The sequence below is a fragment of the Streptomyces sp. NPDC055400 genome (assembly GCF_053644375.1).
Window position 1 is genome coordinate 360,651 of sequence record NZ_JBSHLM010000011.1, and the last position, 15,907, is coordinate 376,557.

Here is a 15,907-nt window from a genome sequence, read left to right on the forward strand (position 1 = left end):
TCAGGCCAGAACGGAACGGACGGCCGCGACCACGTCGTCCGCGGCGGGCAGCACGGCGCGCTCCAGGTCGGGGTGGAACGGGACGTGCACGTCCTCGCGGCTCACCAGGCGCGGCGGGGCGAGCAGCGAGTAGAACTCGTCGTCGGACGAGAGGAGTTCGGTGATCAGTCCGGCGCCGAAGCTGCTCGTACGGTTGTCCTCCTGCACCACGACCAGGCGCCCGGTGCGGCGCACGGAGGCGGCGACGGTCCTGCGGTCGAGCGGCACCAGCCAGCGCAGGTCGATGACGTCGGCCTCGACGCCGTCGGCGGCGAGGCTCCCGGCGGCGTCGAGGGCGAGTTCGGTCCCGTTGCCCCAGCTGACGACCGTGACGTCGTCGCCGGTACGCAGCGTGCGGGCGCCGAGCGCGGGTGCGGGCCGCCCGGCCGGCTCCCTGCGCTGCCGCATCAGGTGCTTGGGCAGCAGGATCAACGTCGGATCGGGTGCGGTGAACGACTCCAGGAAGGCGGCCTCGGTGTCCTCGGGGGTGGAGGGGACGACGACGCGCAGTCCGGGCAGGTGGGTGAACAGGCTCTCGTTGCTCTGGCTGTGCCAGATTCCGCCGCCCGGCAGATAGCCGCCCCAGGGCGCGTAGATGACGACGGGGCACTGCCATGCGGAGACCGTGCGCCAGCGCAGCGTGGTGAGCTGGGCGGCGAGCTGGTTGAAGGCGGGTCCGGCGAAGTCGATGAACTGGAGCTCCACGACGGGCCGCAGGCCGGCGGCGGCGAGCCCGACGGCGGCGCCGACGATGGTGGCCTCGGCGAGCGGCGCGTTGGTCATGCGCTCGCCCGCAAGCTTGCCGAGCCCCTTGGTGAAGCCGAAGACGCCGCCCTTGGGATCGTCGATGTCCTCGCCGAACAGGACGAGTTCGGGGTGGCGTTCCAGGCCGGTCGCCAGGGCCCGGTTGACGGCGGACACCATCGTTCCGCCGCACGGCTCGGTGAGCGGTCCTGCGGCCGGTTCCTGTCCCGCGGGGTGCGCCGTCTCGCCCGCCGGCGCGAACAGGTGCTCCATGATCAGCTTCGGATCCGCGGCCGGCTCGGCGGCGACCCGCGCGAAGACCGCTTCGACCTCGTCGGCGTGCCGGGCTCGCGTGCGCTTGAGCCATGCCTCGTCGACGGTGCCGTCCGCGAGCAGCCGTGCGGTGAAGATCTCCACCGGGTCGCGCAGGCCGGCGAGGTCCTCGCTGCTGCGGTAGACGCGGTGGTCGTCGGAGGACGTGTGGGGGTCGAGCCGGTCGAGGTGGCACCACAGCACGACGGGCCCTTCGCCGCCCCGCACGGCGCTCAGCGCTTCGCGGGAGGCGGCGTGCAGGGCGTCGGGATCGGCGCCGTCGACCACGGTCGTGCGCTCCTGGGGCAGCAGGCCGAGCGCGTGCGGCGACATGTGCTCGGTCGGCGTGGAGATCCCGTAGCCGTTGTCGGAGACGAGGAAGACGACGGGCAGCCGCCGCTCCACCGCGAAGGCGACGGCCTCGAAGAACTCGCCCTGCCGGGTGGAGGCGTCGCCGATGGAGCAGACGACCGTTTGCTCACGGCCCATCAGCTGGGCGGCCCAGGCGGCTCCCACGGCGGGCAGGCACTGGCTTCCGGTCGGGCTCGCGATCGAGAAGACATTTCCCGGACGGTGGCCGAAGTGGGCGCTCATATTGCGCCCCGCCGAATGCGATCCGGCCTTGGCCATCAGATCGCGCGCCTGACCCTCGGTATCCATTCCGCGGGCCATGAGAACAGTGCGGTCGCGGTAGTGGGGAAAGATCAGATCCTGCGGATCCAACAGCTCACAGAGCGCGGCCAGACCCTCGTGACCTGCGGAGGAAATATGGAACCAGGCCTCTCCCTGACGCAGCACGATGCCCGATCTGCGGTCGCATTCCCGGGAGAGCAGCATCAGTTCGAGGAAGTCAGCCCGCCGCTGCGCGGGTATCCCCGATGGCCGCGATTCCTTCGTCCGATTCTTCACAGCCAAATCGTGCCGTGTCACCCGGGTCCCGGGCATCGCCCCCAATAGCCAATTCATTCGGGGCTGTTGATACCTCGTAGGAGTGAGTCCCGGGAATTCGGCTACGGAAAAATAGTGAGCCCTCCCTCCCGGGAGTGAGGTCATCCGGGAGGGAGGGGGGCACGGCCCGCGCCCGCGGGGCCGGTCGGCTCATCCGCGGGACGAGGGGGTGTCCGACGGTTGCGACCGCGTGCTCGGGTCAGGCGGGGACGGCGGAGGCGAGGGGCTCGGGGTGCGCCATGAGGATGGACCGCTGGAGCCTGCCGAGGGCCGTCGACGGCTCGAGGCCCAACTCCCGTACGAGGGTGGCGCGCAGGCGCTGGTAGACGTTCAGGGCCTCCCCGCGACGCCCCGAGCGGTGCAGCGCGAGCATGAACTGGCCGTGCAGGCTCTCGTGCATCGGGTACTGGTTGACCAGCACCGTCAGTTCGGACAGCAGCTCGCGGTGCCGGCCGAGCCGCAGGTCCGCCTCGATGCGCTGGTCGAGGGCGCACAGACGGGTCTCCTGGAGCCGCCTGACCTCGAGGGTGATCTGGCTGCCGGCCTGGACGTCGGCGAGCGCGGATCCGGTCCACAGTGACAGGGCGTCGCGCAGCCGCTTGGCGGCACCCGCGTAGTCCTCGGCGTCCATGGCCCGGTACCCGGCGCCCGCGCGTCGTTCCAGTTCCTGGAAGTCGAGGGTGCCGCCGCGGGTCTCGAGACGGTAGCCGCCCGGCAGCGTGACCAGGATGTCCTTGGCGGTTGCCTGCTCGTCCCCGCCCCGGTCCAGCGCCTCCCCGATCAGCTCGCGCAGTTGCAGGATGTAGGTCTGCAGCGTGGTGCGGGCGCTGCGGGGTGGTGTCTCGTCCCACAACTCCTCTATCAGTGTGCACACCGGTACGACGTGGTCCGCGTTCAGCGCGAGCAGCGCCAGGACCTGGCGGGGCTTGGGTGCGGTCGGCGCGATCGAGATGCCGTGCTCTCGCACCGACAACGGGCCCAGTACTTCGATGTCCATCGTTTCTCCCCTGTGGGTGCAAGCTGGTCGGCGCGTGCGGGGTCCGGCTCCGGCGCGGGATGAGCGTGCCGCGGCATCTGAACCCACCTCAAATAAAAAAACAGCACGGTCGGTTTGTCAATCCGAACCATGTAGTCTTTTTTCTCATGAGCCCCAAGCCACACGGGAGACGCCGGTCACGCAGCGCGGCCGGACACCTCGGCGCGGACGGCGGTCAGACACCCGTCGTTGCATGTGGGACGCGACGCCGCCGCACTCCAGCGCCCCGTCCCGGCGAACAGCCGGGGCACGGAATCCAGCTGGTAACCGCCGTGCTCCAGCAGCACCACACCTCCGGGACGCAGCAGCCGGCTCGCCGTCAGTTCCATCGCGCGGATCATCTGGAGACCGCCCTCACCTGCCCAAAGAGCCAGCGGAGGGTCGTAGTTGAGGACCTCCGGGGAACTGGTGCGCAGCCCGATGGGGATGTAGGGCGGGTTGGTGACGACCAGGTCGACGGTGCCGTCGAGCTCGGGGAAGGCATCACGCGCGTCACCCTGCACGATCTTTGCACCCGTACCGTGGGCGTTACGCACGGCGACCCGCACCGCGGCCTGCGCGAGTTCGATCCCGTACACCCTGGCCTGGGGGAAGCGACGGGCGATGCTGACCGCCATCGTGCCGGGCCCGGCGCAGAGATCGACCACCAAAGGAGACCGAATTCCGGCCTGAAACAGACCGTGGAGTCTGTTAATTGCGTCGTCAACGATCTCCGCGGTCTCCGGCTTGGGCACGAAGACCCCGGGCGCCAGCTCGAAGCGGTGTCCCATGAACCAGGCGTGGCCCACGATGCGTTCGGCCGGTTCGCGGGCGGCACGCCGCTCCACGTACGTCCACAGGTCCGCCGGGACCGGCCCCCGCAGCTGTCCGTCCAGGTCGTGGGGGGTCACCCGGGCCGCGTGGGCTGCCAGGAGCCGGGCGTCGTCGCGCGCCGCCGCCTCCCCGATGCCCGCCGCGACGAGCCGTTCGACGGCGAGGTCCAGTGCGGCGGCGAGCGTCGTCGGCGTGGCCCCGGCCGTCCGTGCGGCGGTCGTCACGAGGCCCTCCGCTCCGGCTCGCCGGCGGCCGGGCCGCCCGTCGCGATCCACTCGTCCTCCAGGCGGCACGTCTCGGCGATGATCGTGTCGTACAGGCTCCGCAGGAACGCGGGGTCGATGCCGTGCTCCTGCGCGTACCGCGCGGCGCGGCCCTGCACCGTGGCGATGCGGTGCGGCTGCATCATCGCCACGTCGTGGACGCGCTTGTACTCGCCGATGCGCAGGCAGATCTCCAGCCGCTCGCGCACCGTGTCGAGCAGGCCGGAGTCGACGGCGTCGAGCCGGGCGCGCAGCGACTGAAGGTCCTCGGTCGCGTCCACGGGTCCGATACGTAGTGGCATGACGATTCCTCTCTCGATGAAGAACGATGAAGAACTAGGGGGCAAGGTGTTCGAGCACTGTGTGGTGGCGGGTGGTACCGGCGAGGTGGGGCGCATGTTCGCCGCTCGGCTCGCGGACTCGGGGGCGCGGGTCCTGTGCCTCGACCCGGCGGCCTCGGCGCCCGCCGCCCTGGCCGACGACATCCGCGCTCCCGGCCCCGCGGCCGCCAGGGCCATCGCGGCGGCCGACCTGGTGCTGCTCGCCGTACCGGAGCCGGTGGCACTGGACGCGGTCGGCCCCGTGACCCGGCTGATGCGCACCGACGCCCTGTTCGCGGACACGCTGTCGGTGAAGGGCGGCATCGCCGGGCGCCTGCACGCCCTGGCACCCGGCATCCAGGCGGTGGGGCTCAACCCGATGTTCGCGCCGTCGCTGCCCCTGCCGGGCCGGCCGGTGGCCGCGGCCACCGTCACCGACGGGCCCGCCGTCCGGGCGTTCCTGGCGCTGGTCGCCGGCTGGGGCGCCCGGGTGGTCGAGATGTCCGCGCAGGAGCACGACGCGCTGACGGCCGCGCAGCAGGCGGCCACGCACGCGGCCGTCCTCGCCTTCGGCCTGGCGCTGGGAGAGCTCGGTGCGGACGTCGGGGCGCTGCGCGCCACGGCGCCGCCGCCGCACCGCACGCTGCTGCAGCTCCTTGCCCGGATCTCCTCCGGCACCCCGGAGGTGTACTGGGACGTCCAGTCCGGCAACCCGCACGCGCAGGCCGCCCGGCGCGCCGTGGGCCACGGCCTGGAGCGGCTCGGCCGGGCGGTCGCGAACGGCGACCCGTCGGCGTTCGAGACGCTCTTCGAGGAACTGCGCGCCACGCTCACCGAGCGGCACAGGAGCGAACTGGCCGAATCCTGCGCCGAGTTGTTCGCACGGCTGCGGTGAGGGCGGGCCGGTCCTGCCCGCCCCCCGACGGCGGTCACCGCACGCTGCCGGCCAGGAGTTCGCGCTTCCCGGCCGGGGCGGCGGCATGTGCCTGACGCAGCGCGCGCAGCGTCGTGCGGGCCTTGAGGAGCATCTCCTGCACCTCGTCGTCCGGGTCGGACAGCGCGATGACCGCGCCGCCCACACCGATGGTCGCGGCGTCCGCGGTGGCGACGATCGTACGGATGACGATGCTGAGGTCGACGGCCCCGCTCAGGGCGAAGTAGCCGAGCGCCCCGGAGTAGACGCCGCGCGGCCCGCCCTCGAGGCGGTCGATGAACTGCATGGTGCGCACCTTCGGCGCCCCTGTCATGGAACCGCCGGGAAACGCGGCGCGCACCGCCTGCGGCCGCGAGACATCCGCCGCGAGGCGTCCCCGTACGGTGCTCACCAGCTGATGCACGGTCGCGTAGGACTCGACGTCGAACAGCTTGGGCACATGGACGCTGCCGATCTCGCAGACCTGCCCGAGATCATTGCGGACCAGGTCCACGATCATCAGGTTCTCCGAGCGGTCCTTCTCGGCCCCGGCCAGGCCCCGGGCAAGGGCCTCGTCCTCGGCCGGGGTGGCACCGCGCGGCCTGGTGCCCTTGATCGGCTTGGATTCGGCGGTGCCCGCCGCGTCGATGCGCAGATACCGCTCGGGCGAGGACGAGAGCACGGCGCCCTCGGGGAACTGCAGGTAGGCGGCGTACGGCGCCGGGCTGATGGCACGCAGCGCCCGGTAGGCGGTGAGCGGATCGACCCGGCCTGGCACGCGCAGCAGGTTGGTGAGGCACACCTCGTAGGTCTCGCCGTCGCGGATGAGACGCCGGCACTCCTCGACCAGCTCCCGGTACTCGGCGGCGTCGTGCCGGAACTCCACGTCCAGCGGCAGCAGTTCCTCGTCGGGCAGCAGGAGGAAGGGCGGGCGGGGCACGGTGCCGGCCAGGGCGCGGGCCGCTTCGGCGAGCCAGTCGTCGGCGTCGCGGGCGCTCGCCGGATGCCGGTCGCTGCTCAGCGCGAGCAGCCAGGCACGGCCGTCGGCGTGGTCGACGGCGAGCATCCGGTCCGCGAACACGAAGGCGCCGTCGGGCAGTTCGGCCGTGTGGGTGCGGTCGCCGCCGCTGTCGGCCTTGGTCTCGTATCCCAGGTAGCCGACGTAGCCGAGGTTGAACTCGAAGGGCAGGTCCGGTGCGGGGGTGCTGCGCGCGGCCAGCTCACGCTCCAGGTGCGCGAAGAGCGTGCCGGGCCGCCGCAGCACCTCGGCACCCGAGCGGTCACGCACCCGCACCAGCCGTTCGGCGACGTCGTACGTGAGGATCTCGCCGAGCGGGCCCTGGGGCGCGCCGAGGAAGGTGAAGCGGGACAGGCCCGGGTCGACGCGGCTGCTGTCCAGCCAGAAGCGGGCCGGGGCATCTGCGAAGAGCTCCTCGAACGCGGCGTCGGCGTCCGGCACCTCGGCCAGCTCCCGCACATGCAGCCGCAGGTCACCGGGCTCGCCGGGCCGCTCCTGCCGGGTGTCGTCGCCGGCCACGCCGGGCACCTCGACGCCCAGCGGGGCCCGGCCGAGGGCGCGCAGGCTCAGGTCGCGGAAGTTGGCGAGCAGCCGGTGGCCGTACTCGCTGCTCACGGACTCCGGATGGAACTGCACGCCCCAGCGCGGTGCGCCGGTATGCCGTACGGCCATCAGGAGGCCGTCCCGCGTCGACGCGGTGGGCTCCAGTTCGGCGGGCAGTTCGTGGACGGTGAGCGAGTGGTAGCGCACCACGCGCAGCGGCGAGGGGATCGCGGCGAACAGTTCGCGTCCGTCGTGCTCGATCCGGCTGGTGCGCCCGTGCACGGGTTCGGGCGCGTGCCCCACCTCGCCGCCGCCCAGCAGGCACAGCGCCTGGTGCCCGAGGCACACGCCGAGCAGCGGCAGGTCCCACTCCTCGATGACCCGCCGGCTGAGTCCGAGGTCGGTGTCGGTGCCGGGATGGCCGGGTCCCGGGGAGACTACGACGTTGTCGAAGTCGGCCGGGTCCAGCGCCGCCCAGCCGGCGTGGTCGTCGTTCTTGATGACGACGGGGACCTCGGCGTTCACCTCGGCCAGCATCTGGAAGAGGTTGTAGGTGAACGAGTCGTAGTTGTCGATCAGCAGGGTTCGTACGGTACGCACGGCTGCCCCCTCGGTCTCAGGCTCGGCGCACGGTCAGCGGGAGATTCCGCACACCGAGCAGCCCGTCGCGGTGGTAGCGCAGTTGCGCGCCGGGAGTGATGCGTATGTCGGCGAAGCGGTCGAGGAGCGCCTCCAGCGCGATACGGCCTTCCATACGGGCGAGCGGGGCGCCGAGGCAGTAGTGGATGCCGTGGCCGAAAGCGATCTGCTGGCGCGCCTCGCGCGTGGGGTCGAAGCGCTCGGGCTCCGGGAAGGACCGCTCGTCGTGGTTGGCGGACAGGAGCGAGGGGACGATCATGCGCCCGGCCGGGATGGTGACCCCGGCAAGCTCGGTCTCCTGGGTGGTGACCCGCGCCATGACGGTGATCGGCGGACGCAGGCGCATCACCTCTTCGATGACGGCCGGGACGATCCCCCGGTCGGCCCTCACCTGGGCGGCGACCCCGGGGTTCTCCTCCAGGCACAGCACGGTGTTGCCGAGCATCATGGAGGTGGAGACGTGTCCGGCCATGAGCAACAGGCCGCCGAACTCCACTATCTGGGAGTCCGTCAGGGTCTCGCCCTCGACCTCGGCGGCGACCAGCTTGGAGATCAGGTCGTCCCCGGGGTGCTTCCTGCGGTCCTCGACGTGCCCGAGCAGATACTCGTGCATCGCCTTCATCGGCTCCTTGACGAGCTTCTCGTAGTCCTCGCCCGCGTCGTCGCCGAACTGCATGTCCGCCGGGTCCTCGACCTGCATCGACAGCATCCGGTCGGACCAGGAGCGGAACAGGGCGCGGTCCTCGGCCGGTACGCCGAGCAGCTCGGCGATGACGATGACCGGCAGCGGGTACGCGAAGTCGGCGACCAGGTCGAAGGAGTCGCCCTCGATCCCGTCGAGGAGCTGCCCGGCGAGCTCCACGACCCGCGGTTCGAGGTCGGCGACCGTCCGCGGCGTGAACGCCTTGCTGACGAGCCGGCGCAGCTTGCGGTGCAACGGCGGGTCGATCACCGAGAGGATCTCCTCGGTGAGTGCCTCGGAGTCGGGGCGCAGCCGCTGCAGTTCGGAGGAGAACACGGCCGGGTCCGCGCAGACGGCGAGCACGTCGGCGTGCCGGTGGACGTGGAACACCCCGTACTCGTCCTCGTGGACGGGGTGTTCGTCACGCATGTTCCGCAGCCAGCCGAAGAGCTGGTGTCCGCCGTCCTCGACGGTCGGCCGGGGGGCGGGCAGTGTCTTCTGGGCCATCGAGGGGGTCTCCTTCGCGGGTTCGGTCCAGGGGGCGGGCCGGCGGCCCGGTTCGGTGCCCGGTTCAGTGCCGGGCCGGGGCGGCGACGGGGAGCGGCTGCAGCGCGTACGGGTCGACGGTGTCGGCCGGGTGGTGCTCGATCTGCAGCCGGCTGCCGAGTCCGTGCTCGGCCGCCGCTTCCAGGAAGACCTCCATGGCCAGGGCGTCCTCGAAGGCGAATCCGGTCGAGTCGAAGACGGTCAGCGCGCCGCGGCGCTCGTGTGCCAGGGCGGGCTCGGCGGCGAGCCGGGTCAGGCCGGGCCCCGTCTCGTGCGGGGCGAGCCGCTGGCACTCGCCCTCGCGGTGGGCCTGCTCGGGGTGGTCGGCGGTGACGAAGGCCCGGCGCAGCAGCGGGAGCGGCAGTTCGGTCTTGCCGATGAGGTCGGCGCCGACGGCGTTGATGTGCAGGTGCTCGCGGTGCGGGCCGTCGGGGAACACCGGACCGCCGCCGGTGGGCACCGAAGTGGCCGTGGTGATGATGTCGGCCTCGGCGGCGATCCGTGCGGGGTCCGCGCACTGAACGGGGATCCCGGTGAACGCGGCGCGGCGCGCGAAGCTGTCGCGGTGCGCCGAATCCGTGTCCCACACCAGGACCCGCTCCAGCGGGAACACGAGGGACAGCGCGTGGAGTTGGGTGACCGCCTGGGCGCCGGCGCCGATCAGGCCGAGGGTGCGGCTGTCGGGGCGGGCGAGCAGCCGGCTCGCGACGGCCGAGGCGGCACCGGTGCGCAGCGCGGTGAGCAGCACGCCGTCCATCAGGGCGGTCAGCGCGCCGGTGCTGTCGTCGTAGCGGGCGACCGTGCCGATGATGGTGGGCAGCCCGAAGTGCTTGGGGTTGCCGGGGCTGTAGCCGACGGTCTTGAGGGTGATGCTGTCGCCCGGGTCGCGGTGCGGCATCCACTCGAAGATGCCGCGCACCGGCTCCGTACGCTCGAACCCGTCGCGCAGGGGCGACAGTTCGCGTGCGCCGCGGCCGATCTCGGCGAACCCCTCGGCGAGCCGGTCGATGATCCGGCCCATCAGGTCGTCGCGCCCGACGGCGGCCACGATCTCCGCGATGTCGTGCCTGCTCAGGACCCAGGTCTCCATCGGGTGTGCTCCCATTTCTTCGGCCGCTCTCGGCATGGCTTCCCTCAGCCCGTACGTCGGCATCGTGGTCGTCCGTGCTGACGCAGGGCTGATCGCCGCCTGACGCGCCGGGCGGCCGCGGCGCCCGTACATCAGCGGCGCGTCAACGCCCCTGCTCAGACTTGGCCGGACGCGAACGGCGGAAGGATGAGCGATGCTGGACGGATGCGTTCCCTGGCCCGAGGAGCTGGCCTCGCGATATCGCGAGGCCGGGTACTGGCGGGGTGAGACGCTCGGTGCGCTGCTGCGGCGGTGGGCCGACGAGTACGGCGACCGGGAGGCCCTGGTCAGCGCGGACGGGCGGCGCCGCATCACGTACCGCGCCCTGGACCTGTGGTGCGACCGGCTCGCCGCGGGTTTCGCGGCGCGCGGCACAGCACCCGGCGACCGGGTGCTGGTGCAGCTGCCGAACACTCCCGACTTCGTGGCGGTCTGCTTCGCGCTGTTCCGCCTGGGGGCGCTGCCGGTGTTCGCGCTGCCGGCCTACCGCGACAACGAGATCCGGCACCTGGCCGAGCTGTCCGGCGCGAGCACGTACATCGTGCCGGACACGTTCAACGGCTTCGACCACCGTGATCTCGCGCGGTCGATGCAGGAACAACTCCCCCAGATCTCCCAGGTGTTCGTCGCGGGTGACCCGGGCGAGCCGCGCGAGGGCTGCACGGCGCTGGCCGACGTGGACGCCGAACCGGTGGACCTCCCCGGGCCGGACGCGTCGGACGTGGCGTTCTTCCTGCTGTCCGGGGGTACGACGGCGCTGCCGAAGCTGATCCCGCGCACCCATGACGACTACGCCTACCAGACGCGGATCACCGGCGAGATCTGTGGCCTGGACGCCTCGACCGTCTATCTGGCGGTCCTGCCGGTCGAGTTCAACTTCCCGTGGGGCTGCCCCGGCATCATCGGCACGCTGCGGGCCGGCGGCCGCGTCGTCTTCGCCGACACTCCCCAGCCGCTGGCCTGTTTCCCGCTGATCGAGCGGGAGCGCGTCACGCTCACCTCGGTCATCCCGACGATCGTCCATCTGTGGCTGGCTGCCGTCGAGGAGGGTCACGGGCACGACCTGAGCAGTCTCGACGTCCTCCAGGTGGGCAGCGCCAAGCTGCACGACGAGGTGGCGGCCCGCATCGAGCCGCTTCTTCGCGTACGGCTCCAGCAGGTCTTCGGCATGGCGGAGGGCCTGCTCACCTTCACGCGCTACGACGATCCGCACGACACGGTCCTGACGACGCAGGGCCGTCCGGTCTCCCCGGCCGACGAGATCCGCGTCGTGGACACGGACGGCGCGGACGTGCCCCCCGGCGGGATCGGCGAGCTGCTCACCCGGGGCCCGTACACGCTGCGTGGCTACTACCGGGCCCCCGAGCACAACGAGCGCGCCTTCACCGAGGACGGCTTCTACCGCAGCGGCGACCTGGTGCGCCGCACCGCGGGCGGGGAGATCGTGATCGAGGGCCGGGTCAAGGACGTCGTCATCCGCGGCGGCGACAAGGTCTCGGCCACCGAGATCGAGGGCCATCTGACGGCTCACCCGGACGTCCAGCAGGCGGCGGTCGTGGCGATGCCCGATCCGGTGCTCGGCGAGAAGGTCTGCGCGTACGTCATCGCGGCACCGGGCCGTCCCGCGCCGAAACTGCCGGTGCTGCGCGAACTGCTGCGCTCGCGGGGCCTTGCCTCCTACAAGCTGCCGGACCGCGTCGAGGCCGTCGCCGCCTTCCCGCTGACCGGCCTGAACAAGGTCGACAAGAAGGTCCTGCGGGCCCGCATCGCGGACAAGCTGGAGCGGCTCGCCGGGGAGGCGGCATGAGCGCCGTGGCCCTGGGCGGGGGCACCTACCGTGTCCCGTTCGCCCGGCGCGGCAGCGTCCTCGGCGAGGCCGATCTCGCGGCCCTGGCCGAACTCGTGCGCGCCGAAGGCACGTTGACGGCCGGTGTGTGGCGCGACCGGTTCGAGGAGCGATTCCGGGAGCGGATCGGCGCCCGTCACGCACTCACCGTCACCAGCGGCACGGTCGCCCTGGAACTGGCGACCAGGCTCCTGGACCTGGCCCCGGGCGACGAGGTGATCGCGACCCCGCAGACCTTCCAGGCCACGATCCAGCCCCTGCTGGACCACGACGTGCGGGTCCGCTTCTGCGACGTGGACCCCGACACCCTGAACATGGACCCGGACGTCCTCGAGACCCTGGTCACGGACCGCACGCGGGCCGTCTTCCTGGTCCACTACGGCGGCAACCCGGCCGACATGGACCGGATCATGGCGATCGCCCGCCGGCACGGCGCGATCGTGGTCGAGGACAGCGCCCACGGCATCGGCGCCCTCTACAAGGGACGCCATCCGGGCGCCCTGGCCGACATCGGCTGTTTCAGCTTCCACTCCACCAAGAACATCACCACCCTCGGCGAGGGCGGAATGATCACCCTCGCCCGCGACGAGTGGGCCGAGCGGGTGCTGCGCATCCGCGACAACGAGGTGGACGGCGTGTACACGGCGCGCACCGACCTGGCCGGCGAACCTCCCGCTCTGCTGCCGTGGATGAAGTTCGCCGACGCCGTGTACGGGCACACGGCGGTCGGTATCCGCGGTGCGGGCACCAACGCCACGATGTCCGAGGCGGCGGCCGCCGTCGGCGTGGTGCAGCTGGACTCGCTGGAGCGCTTCGTGGAGCGGCGCAGGTGGATCGCGAGCCGCCTCGACGAGGCCCTGTCGGCGTTCCCGGGCGTACGCCTGCACCGCGCGACGGCGGACAGCCGGCACGCCTATCACCTGTACACGTTCTTCCTGACCGACGGACGGGAGGTGCGCGAGCACTTCGTGCGCGCGGTCGACCTGCTCGGCGTGGAGGTCCAGCTGCGCTACTTCCCGCTCCATCTGTCCCCGGAGTGGCGACTGCGCGGACACGGCGCGGGCGAGTGCCCGAACGCCGAACGCGTCTGGTTCGAGGAGCACATGAACCTGCCCTGCCACCCGGGCCTGACGGACGATCAGGTCGATCACCTGGTGACGTCGGTGACCCAGGCACTGCACGAGGCGTACGAGAAGGCGAGCCTGGCCCGAATCGCGTGACCGCGTGCGCACGTCACCGAGAACACCTCCGAGCGAACCCGACCGAAGCGAAGGACCGGACATGCCCTACATCGACGTCAAGATCTACGACCGCCGGCTCACCCCGGAGTCGGAGCGCGCCCTGATCGAGCGGCTCACGCAGGCCACGGTGGACGTCTTCGGCGAGGACATCCGCGCGCAGACCTGGATCACGCTGACGGGGATCCCCGCGGAGCGCTGGGGCATCGCGGGGACACCGGGGTCCTAGCCGGACGCCCCCGGCCACCCGCACACCACAGGGCCCCGGAGCACGATCTGCTCCGGGGCCCTGTCGTCGCTGTACGGCGGCTACCCGGCGGCCGGGGCCTCGACCGGGTCGGCGGGCGCCGTGGCGGCCGCCGCGGACTGGTCGGCCAGGTGCAGCAGGCACCCGGCGAGAAGTCCGCCGGCGAACACGGCCGCGGCGCCGATCAGTTGACTGGTGCTGACCGCGTCGCCGAAGGCGTCGTGGACCTGCCTGATCACCTGCGGGTCGTCCCCGGCGTCCGTGAGGGCCGCGGCCAGCGACCCCGAGGCGCCGACGCCCACCGGGAGCAGGGCCGCGAACCGCGACCCCAGGACCGCGCCGAGCACCGCGACGCCGAGACCGCCGCCGAACTCGGTCAGCGTGCCCTGCACGCCCGCGCCCACGCCCGCCTTGGCGGGCGGGATCGCCGACATGATCGAGATGGCCATCGCGGGCATGGCCAGGGCGATGCCGCAGCCCATCACGACGAGGCCGACCAGCATCCCCCCGTAGCCCGCGTGGGAGCCGGAGCCGAGCAGCGCCACCGCGGCGAGGCCCACCGCCAGGAGTGTCATCCCGAGCGCGATCGACCGCGCCGCGCCGAGCTTGGCGAGCAGCTTGGCGCCGATGCCCGCGAGGTTGAGGGCGACGATCGTCAGGGCGAGCGGCGCGGTGCGCAGTCCGGCCTGCAGGGCGTCGTAGCCGAGCACCAGCTGGAGGTGCTGGGTCAGCAGGAACAGCGATCCGGCCATGCCGAGCGCCACGAGCAGTCCGCCGGCGATCGCTCCGTTGAAGCGGCGGCTGCGGAAGAAGCTCATGTCCAGCATGGGGTGGGAGACGCGCAGTTCCCAGCGCACGAAGGCGATGAGGGCGAGAAGGCCCACCGCCGCGGGGACCAGCACGCGCGGCGACGCCCAGCCGTACTGGGGTCCGGAGATGATCGCGTACACCACGCCCACCATGCCGAGCGTGGAAAGGGCGGCGCCGAGGAAGTCGGGCCGCTCGCCCTGCGGGTTCTTGGTCTCCGGGATGAGCCGGGCGGCGGCCAGCAGGCCGATCAGCGCGACCGGGATGTTGATCAGGAAGATGGAGCCCCACCAGAAGTGGTCGAGGAGGGCTCCGCCGAGCAACGGCCCGGCCGCGAAGCCCAGCGAACTGACCGCGCCCCACAGGCCGATGGCCCGCGGGCGCTCCTCGTCGTCGAAGACCTGCATGATCACCGCGAGGGTGGTGGTGGCGAGCAGTGCGCCGCCGATGCCCATTCCGGCGCGGGCGGCGATGAGCTGTCCGGAGCTCTGCGCGAGCGCCGCCGCGGTGGAGCCGAGGCCGAACAGGACGAGACCGGTGAGCAGCATCAGTTTGCGGCCGTACCGGTCGGCGAAGCTGCCCGCGGTGAGCAGGAGTCCGGACTGCACGAGGGCGTAGGCGTTGACCATCCACTGGACGTCGGCCGTGCTCGCGCCCAGGTCCTCGGTGAGTACGGGGATGGCGACGTTGAGAACGGTGTTGTCGAGCAGGACGACGAGCTGGGCCAGGCAGATCACCCCCAGGATGACCCAGCGCCTCGGGTCGCGTTCCGCCGATGCTTCCGGCTGGGTGCTGTGCAAGGAAATTCCTCCTGGGGGGTGGGGCCCGACGGTTGGGCACGGGCCCGGAGCTGTCGGTTGCCGACCGGGGATCGTGCCCCCGGTGTACTGGGCCGGCCGGGCGTCAGGACCTCAGACCCGCGGCTCGGGCGGCGCCGGCGCCGTCCCGGCCCTCCGCCCTGAGGCGATCGAGGGTCGACGGCGAGGCGAGCCGTGGCAGCAGCAGCTGCCAGAACTGGGTGAGCGTGCGGTACGAGAGCCAGGTGGAGTCCTGCGACCCCAGCACCTCGAAGCCCACGGTCGCCGCCACGACGGCGACCACCGCGTCGTGCGGTGCCACCGCCTCGGCCAGACCGCCCTCGCCCTCGGCGCGCTCGAGCGTCCCCTCGACCCACTTCCTCCACTGGAGCCTCAGGTTCCGCTCGCTCGTCGCGTAGGCGTTGTCGCCGCACAGGGCGAAGCCGGCGCGCAGGACCTCGTCGTCGCGGAGCATGCGCGCCAGGTCATGGGTGGCGTCCACCAACGACTGCAGGGCCGTGCCCGGTTCGTCCTCGCCGCGCAGCGTGATGAGGCCGAGCCGCCTCGCGGCGGCTTCCTCGACGGCCCCCGCGAGGGCGGCCTTGCTGTCGAAGTGGAAGTGCAGCGCCCCGTTGCTCACACCTGCTCGCCTGCTGATCACCGTGAGCGACGAGACACTGAAGCCCTCGCCGTCGAATGCCGCGGCGGCGGATCTGATCAGCGCCTCTCGCGTGCGCAGCGCGCGTTCCTGTTTGACCATCAAGGTGCTCCGTTACTGCGGCGGGTTGCCGTGCTTGCGGGAGGGCAGGTCGGCGTGCTTGCTACGCAGCATGGCCAAGGACCTGACCAGGACTTCTCTGGTGGAAGCGGGGTCGATGACGTCGTCGACCAGGCCCCGCTCGGCCGCGTAGTACGGGTGCATGAGCTCGGCTTTGTACTCCTTGACCATGCGGGTGCGCATGGCCTCGGGGTCCTCGGCCTCGGCGATCTGACGGCGGAAGATGACGTTGGCGGCGCCCTCGGCACC

At 71.9% G+C, this 15,907-nt stretch carries 14 protein-coding genes; 4 read left to right on the forward strand and 10 right to left on the reverse strand.

Translation table 11 applies throughout. From position 1 onward, the window contains the following. The 4 genes from ACWIGU_RS28575 to ACWIGU_RS28590 form a co-directional block, all read right to left on the reverse strand. Window positions 1–2,004 (reverse strand): alpha-ketoacid dehydrogenase subunit alpha/beta, encoded by a 2,004-nt coding sequence (locus tag ACWIGU_RS28575; RefSeq protein ID WP_454404566.1) that lies wholly within the window; start codon window positions 2,002–2,004, stop codon window positions 1–3. Window positions 2,005–2,242: 238 nt separating this feature from the next. Further along, window positions 2,243–3,040 carry an AfsR/SARP family transcriptional regulator gene (locus ACWIGU_RS28580; protein ID WP_326779403.1) on the reverse strand — a complete coding sequence of 266 codons (798 nt, stop codon included), beginning with the start codon at window positions 3,038–3,040 and terminating at the stop codon, window positions 2,243–2,245. A 176-nt stretch (window positions 3,041–3,216) separates the two neighbouring features. Next, on the reverse strand, window positions 3,217–4,116 hold the full coding sequence (locus ACWIGU_RS28585) for a N5-glutamine methyltransferase family protein (RefSeq protein ID WP_454404567.1): 900 nt from the start codon (window positions 4,114–4,116) through the stop codon (window positions 3,217–3,219). Beyond that, a complete protein-coding gene (locus ACWIGU_RS28590; protein WP_454404568.1) occupies window positions 4,113–4,457 on the reverse strand; it encodes a chorismate mutase family protein in 345 nt (114 codons plus the stop codon). The genes ACWIGU_RS28585 and ACWIGU_RS28590 overlap by 4 nt, the downstream gene beginning before the upstream one ends. Before the next feature lie 16 nt (window positions 4,458–4,473). Between ACWIGU_RS28590 and ACWIGU_RS28595 the strand changes: the two genes are divergently transcribed. Then, entirely contained in the window at window positions 4,474–5,370 is an 897-nt protein-coding gene (locus ACWIGU_RS28595; RefSeq protein WP_454404569.1) for a prephenate dehydrogenase/arogenate dehydrogenase family protein, read from the forward strand. Window positions 5,371–5,404: 34 nt separating this feature from the next. On the opposite strand, the gene pabB is transcribed toward ACWIGU_RS28595, so the two are convergent. The 3 genes from pabB to ACWIGU_RS28610 form a co-directional block, all read right to left on the reverse strand. Then, window positions 5,405–7,549, reverse strand: coding sequence for an aminodeoxychorismate synthase component I (gene pabB / locus ACWIGU_RS28600; RefSeq protein ID WP_454404570.1), 2,145 nt, complete (start codon window positions 7,547–7,549; stop codon window positions 5,405–5,407). A gap of 16 nt (window positions 7,550–7,565) precedes the next feature. Then, on the reverse strand, window positions 7,566–8,777 hold the full coding sequence (locus ACWIGU_RS28605; RefSeq protein ID WP_454404571.1) for a cytochrome P450: 1,212 nt from the start codon (window positions 8,775–8,777) through the stop codon (window positions 7,566–7,568). Between the two features lie 64 nt (window positions 8,778–8,841). Next, window positions 8,842–9,906 (reverse strand): ornithine cyclodeaminase family protein, encoded by a 1,065-nt coding sequence (locus tag ACWIGU_RS28610; protein WP_454404572.1) that lies wholly within the window; start codon window positions 9,904–9,906, stop codon window positions 8,842–8,844. Between the two features lie 193 nt (window positions 9,907–10,099). Between ACWIGU_RS28610 and ACWIGU_RS28615 the strand changes: the two genes are divergently transcribed. From ACWIGU_RS28615 to ACWIGU_RS28625, 3 genes are all read left to right on the forward strand, one after another. Beyond that, complete coding sequence (locus ACWIGU_RS28615) at window positions 10,100–11,752, forward strand: (2,3-dihydroxybenzoyl)adenylate synthase (protein WP_454404573.1); 1,653 nt, start codon at window positions 10,100–10,102, stop codon at window positions 11,750–11,752. Then, the gene (locus ACWIGU_RS28620; protein ID WP_454404574.1) at window positions 11,749–13,011 is read left to right on the forward strand and encodes a DegT/DnrJ/EryC1/StrS family aminotransferase; all 1,263 of its coding nucleotides are present in this window, start codon (window positions 11,749–11,751) and stop codon (window positions 13,009–13,011) included. Before ACWIGU_RS28615 ends, ACWIGU_RS28620 begins: the two co-directional genes overlap by 4 nt. Window positions 13,012–13,072: 61 nt before the next feature. Continuing rightward, window positions 13,073–13,258, forward strand: coding sequence for a tautomerase family protein (locus ACWIGU_RS28625; protein WP_100598875.1), 186 nt, complete (start codon window positions 13,073–13,075; stop codon window positions 13,256–13,258). Between the two features lie 80 nt (window positions 13,259–13,338). On the opposite strand, the gene ACWIGU_RS28630 is transcribed toward ACWIGU_RS28625, so the two are convergent. The 3 genes from ACWIGU_RS28630 to ACWIGU_RS28640 form a co-directional block, all read right to left on the reverse strand. Further along, on the reverse strand, window positions 13,339–14,883 hold the full coding sequence (locus tag ACWIGU_RS28630; protein WP_454404575.1) for a DHA2 family efflux MFS transporter permease subunit: 1,545 nt from the start codon (window positions 14,881–14,883) through the stop codon (window positions 13,339–13,341). 103 nt (window positions 14,884–14,986) lie between these two features. Further along, window positions 14,987–15,640, reverse strand: a complete 654-nt coding sequence (locus tag ACWIGU_RS28635; RefSeq protein ID WP_454404576.1) for a ScbR family autoregulator-binding transcription factor — start codon at window positions 15,638–15,640, stop codon at window positions 14,987–14,989. 12 nt (window positions 15,641–15,652) lie between these two features. After that, window positions 15,653–15,907 (reverse strand): carboxyl transferase domain-containing protein (locus tag ACWIGU_RS28640; protein WP_454404577.1); only part of this gene is annotated, 255 nt, incomplete at its 5' end.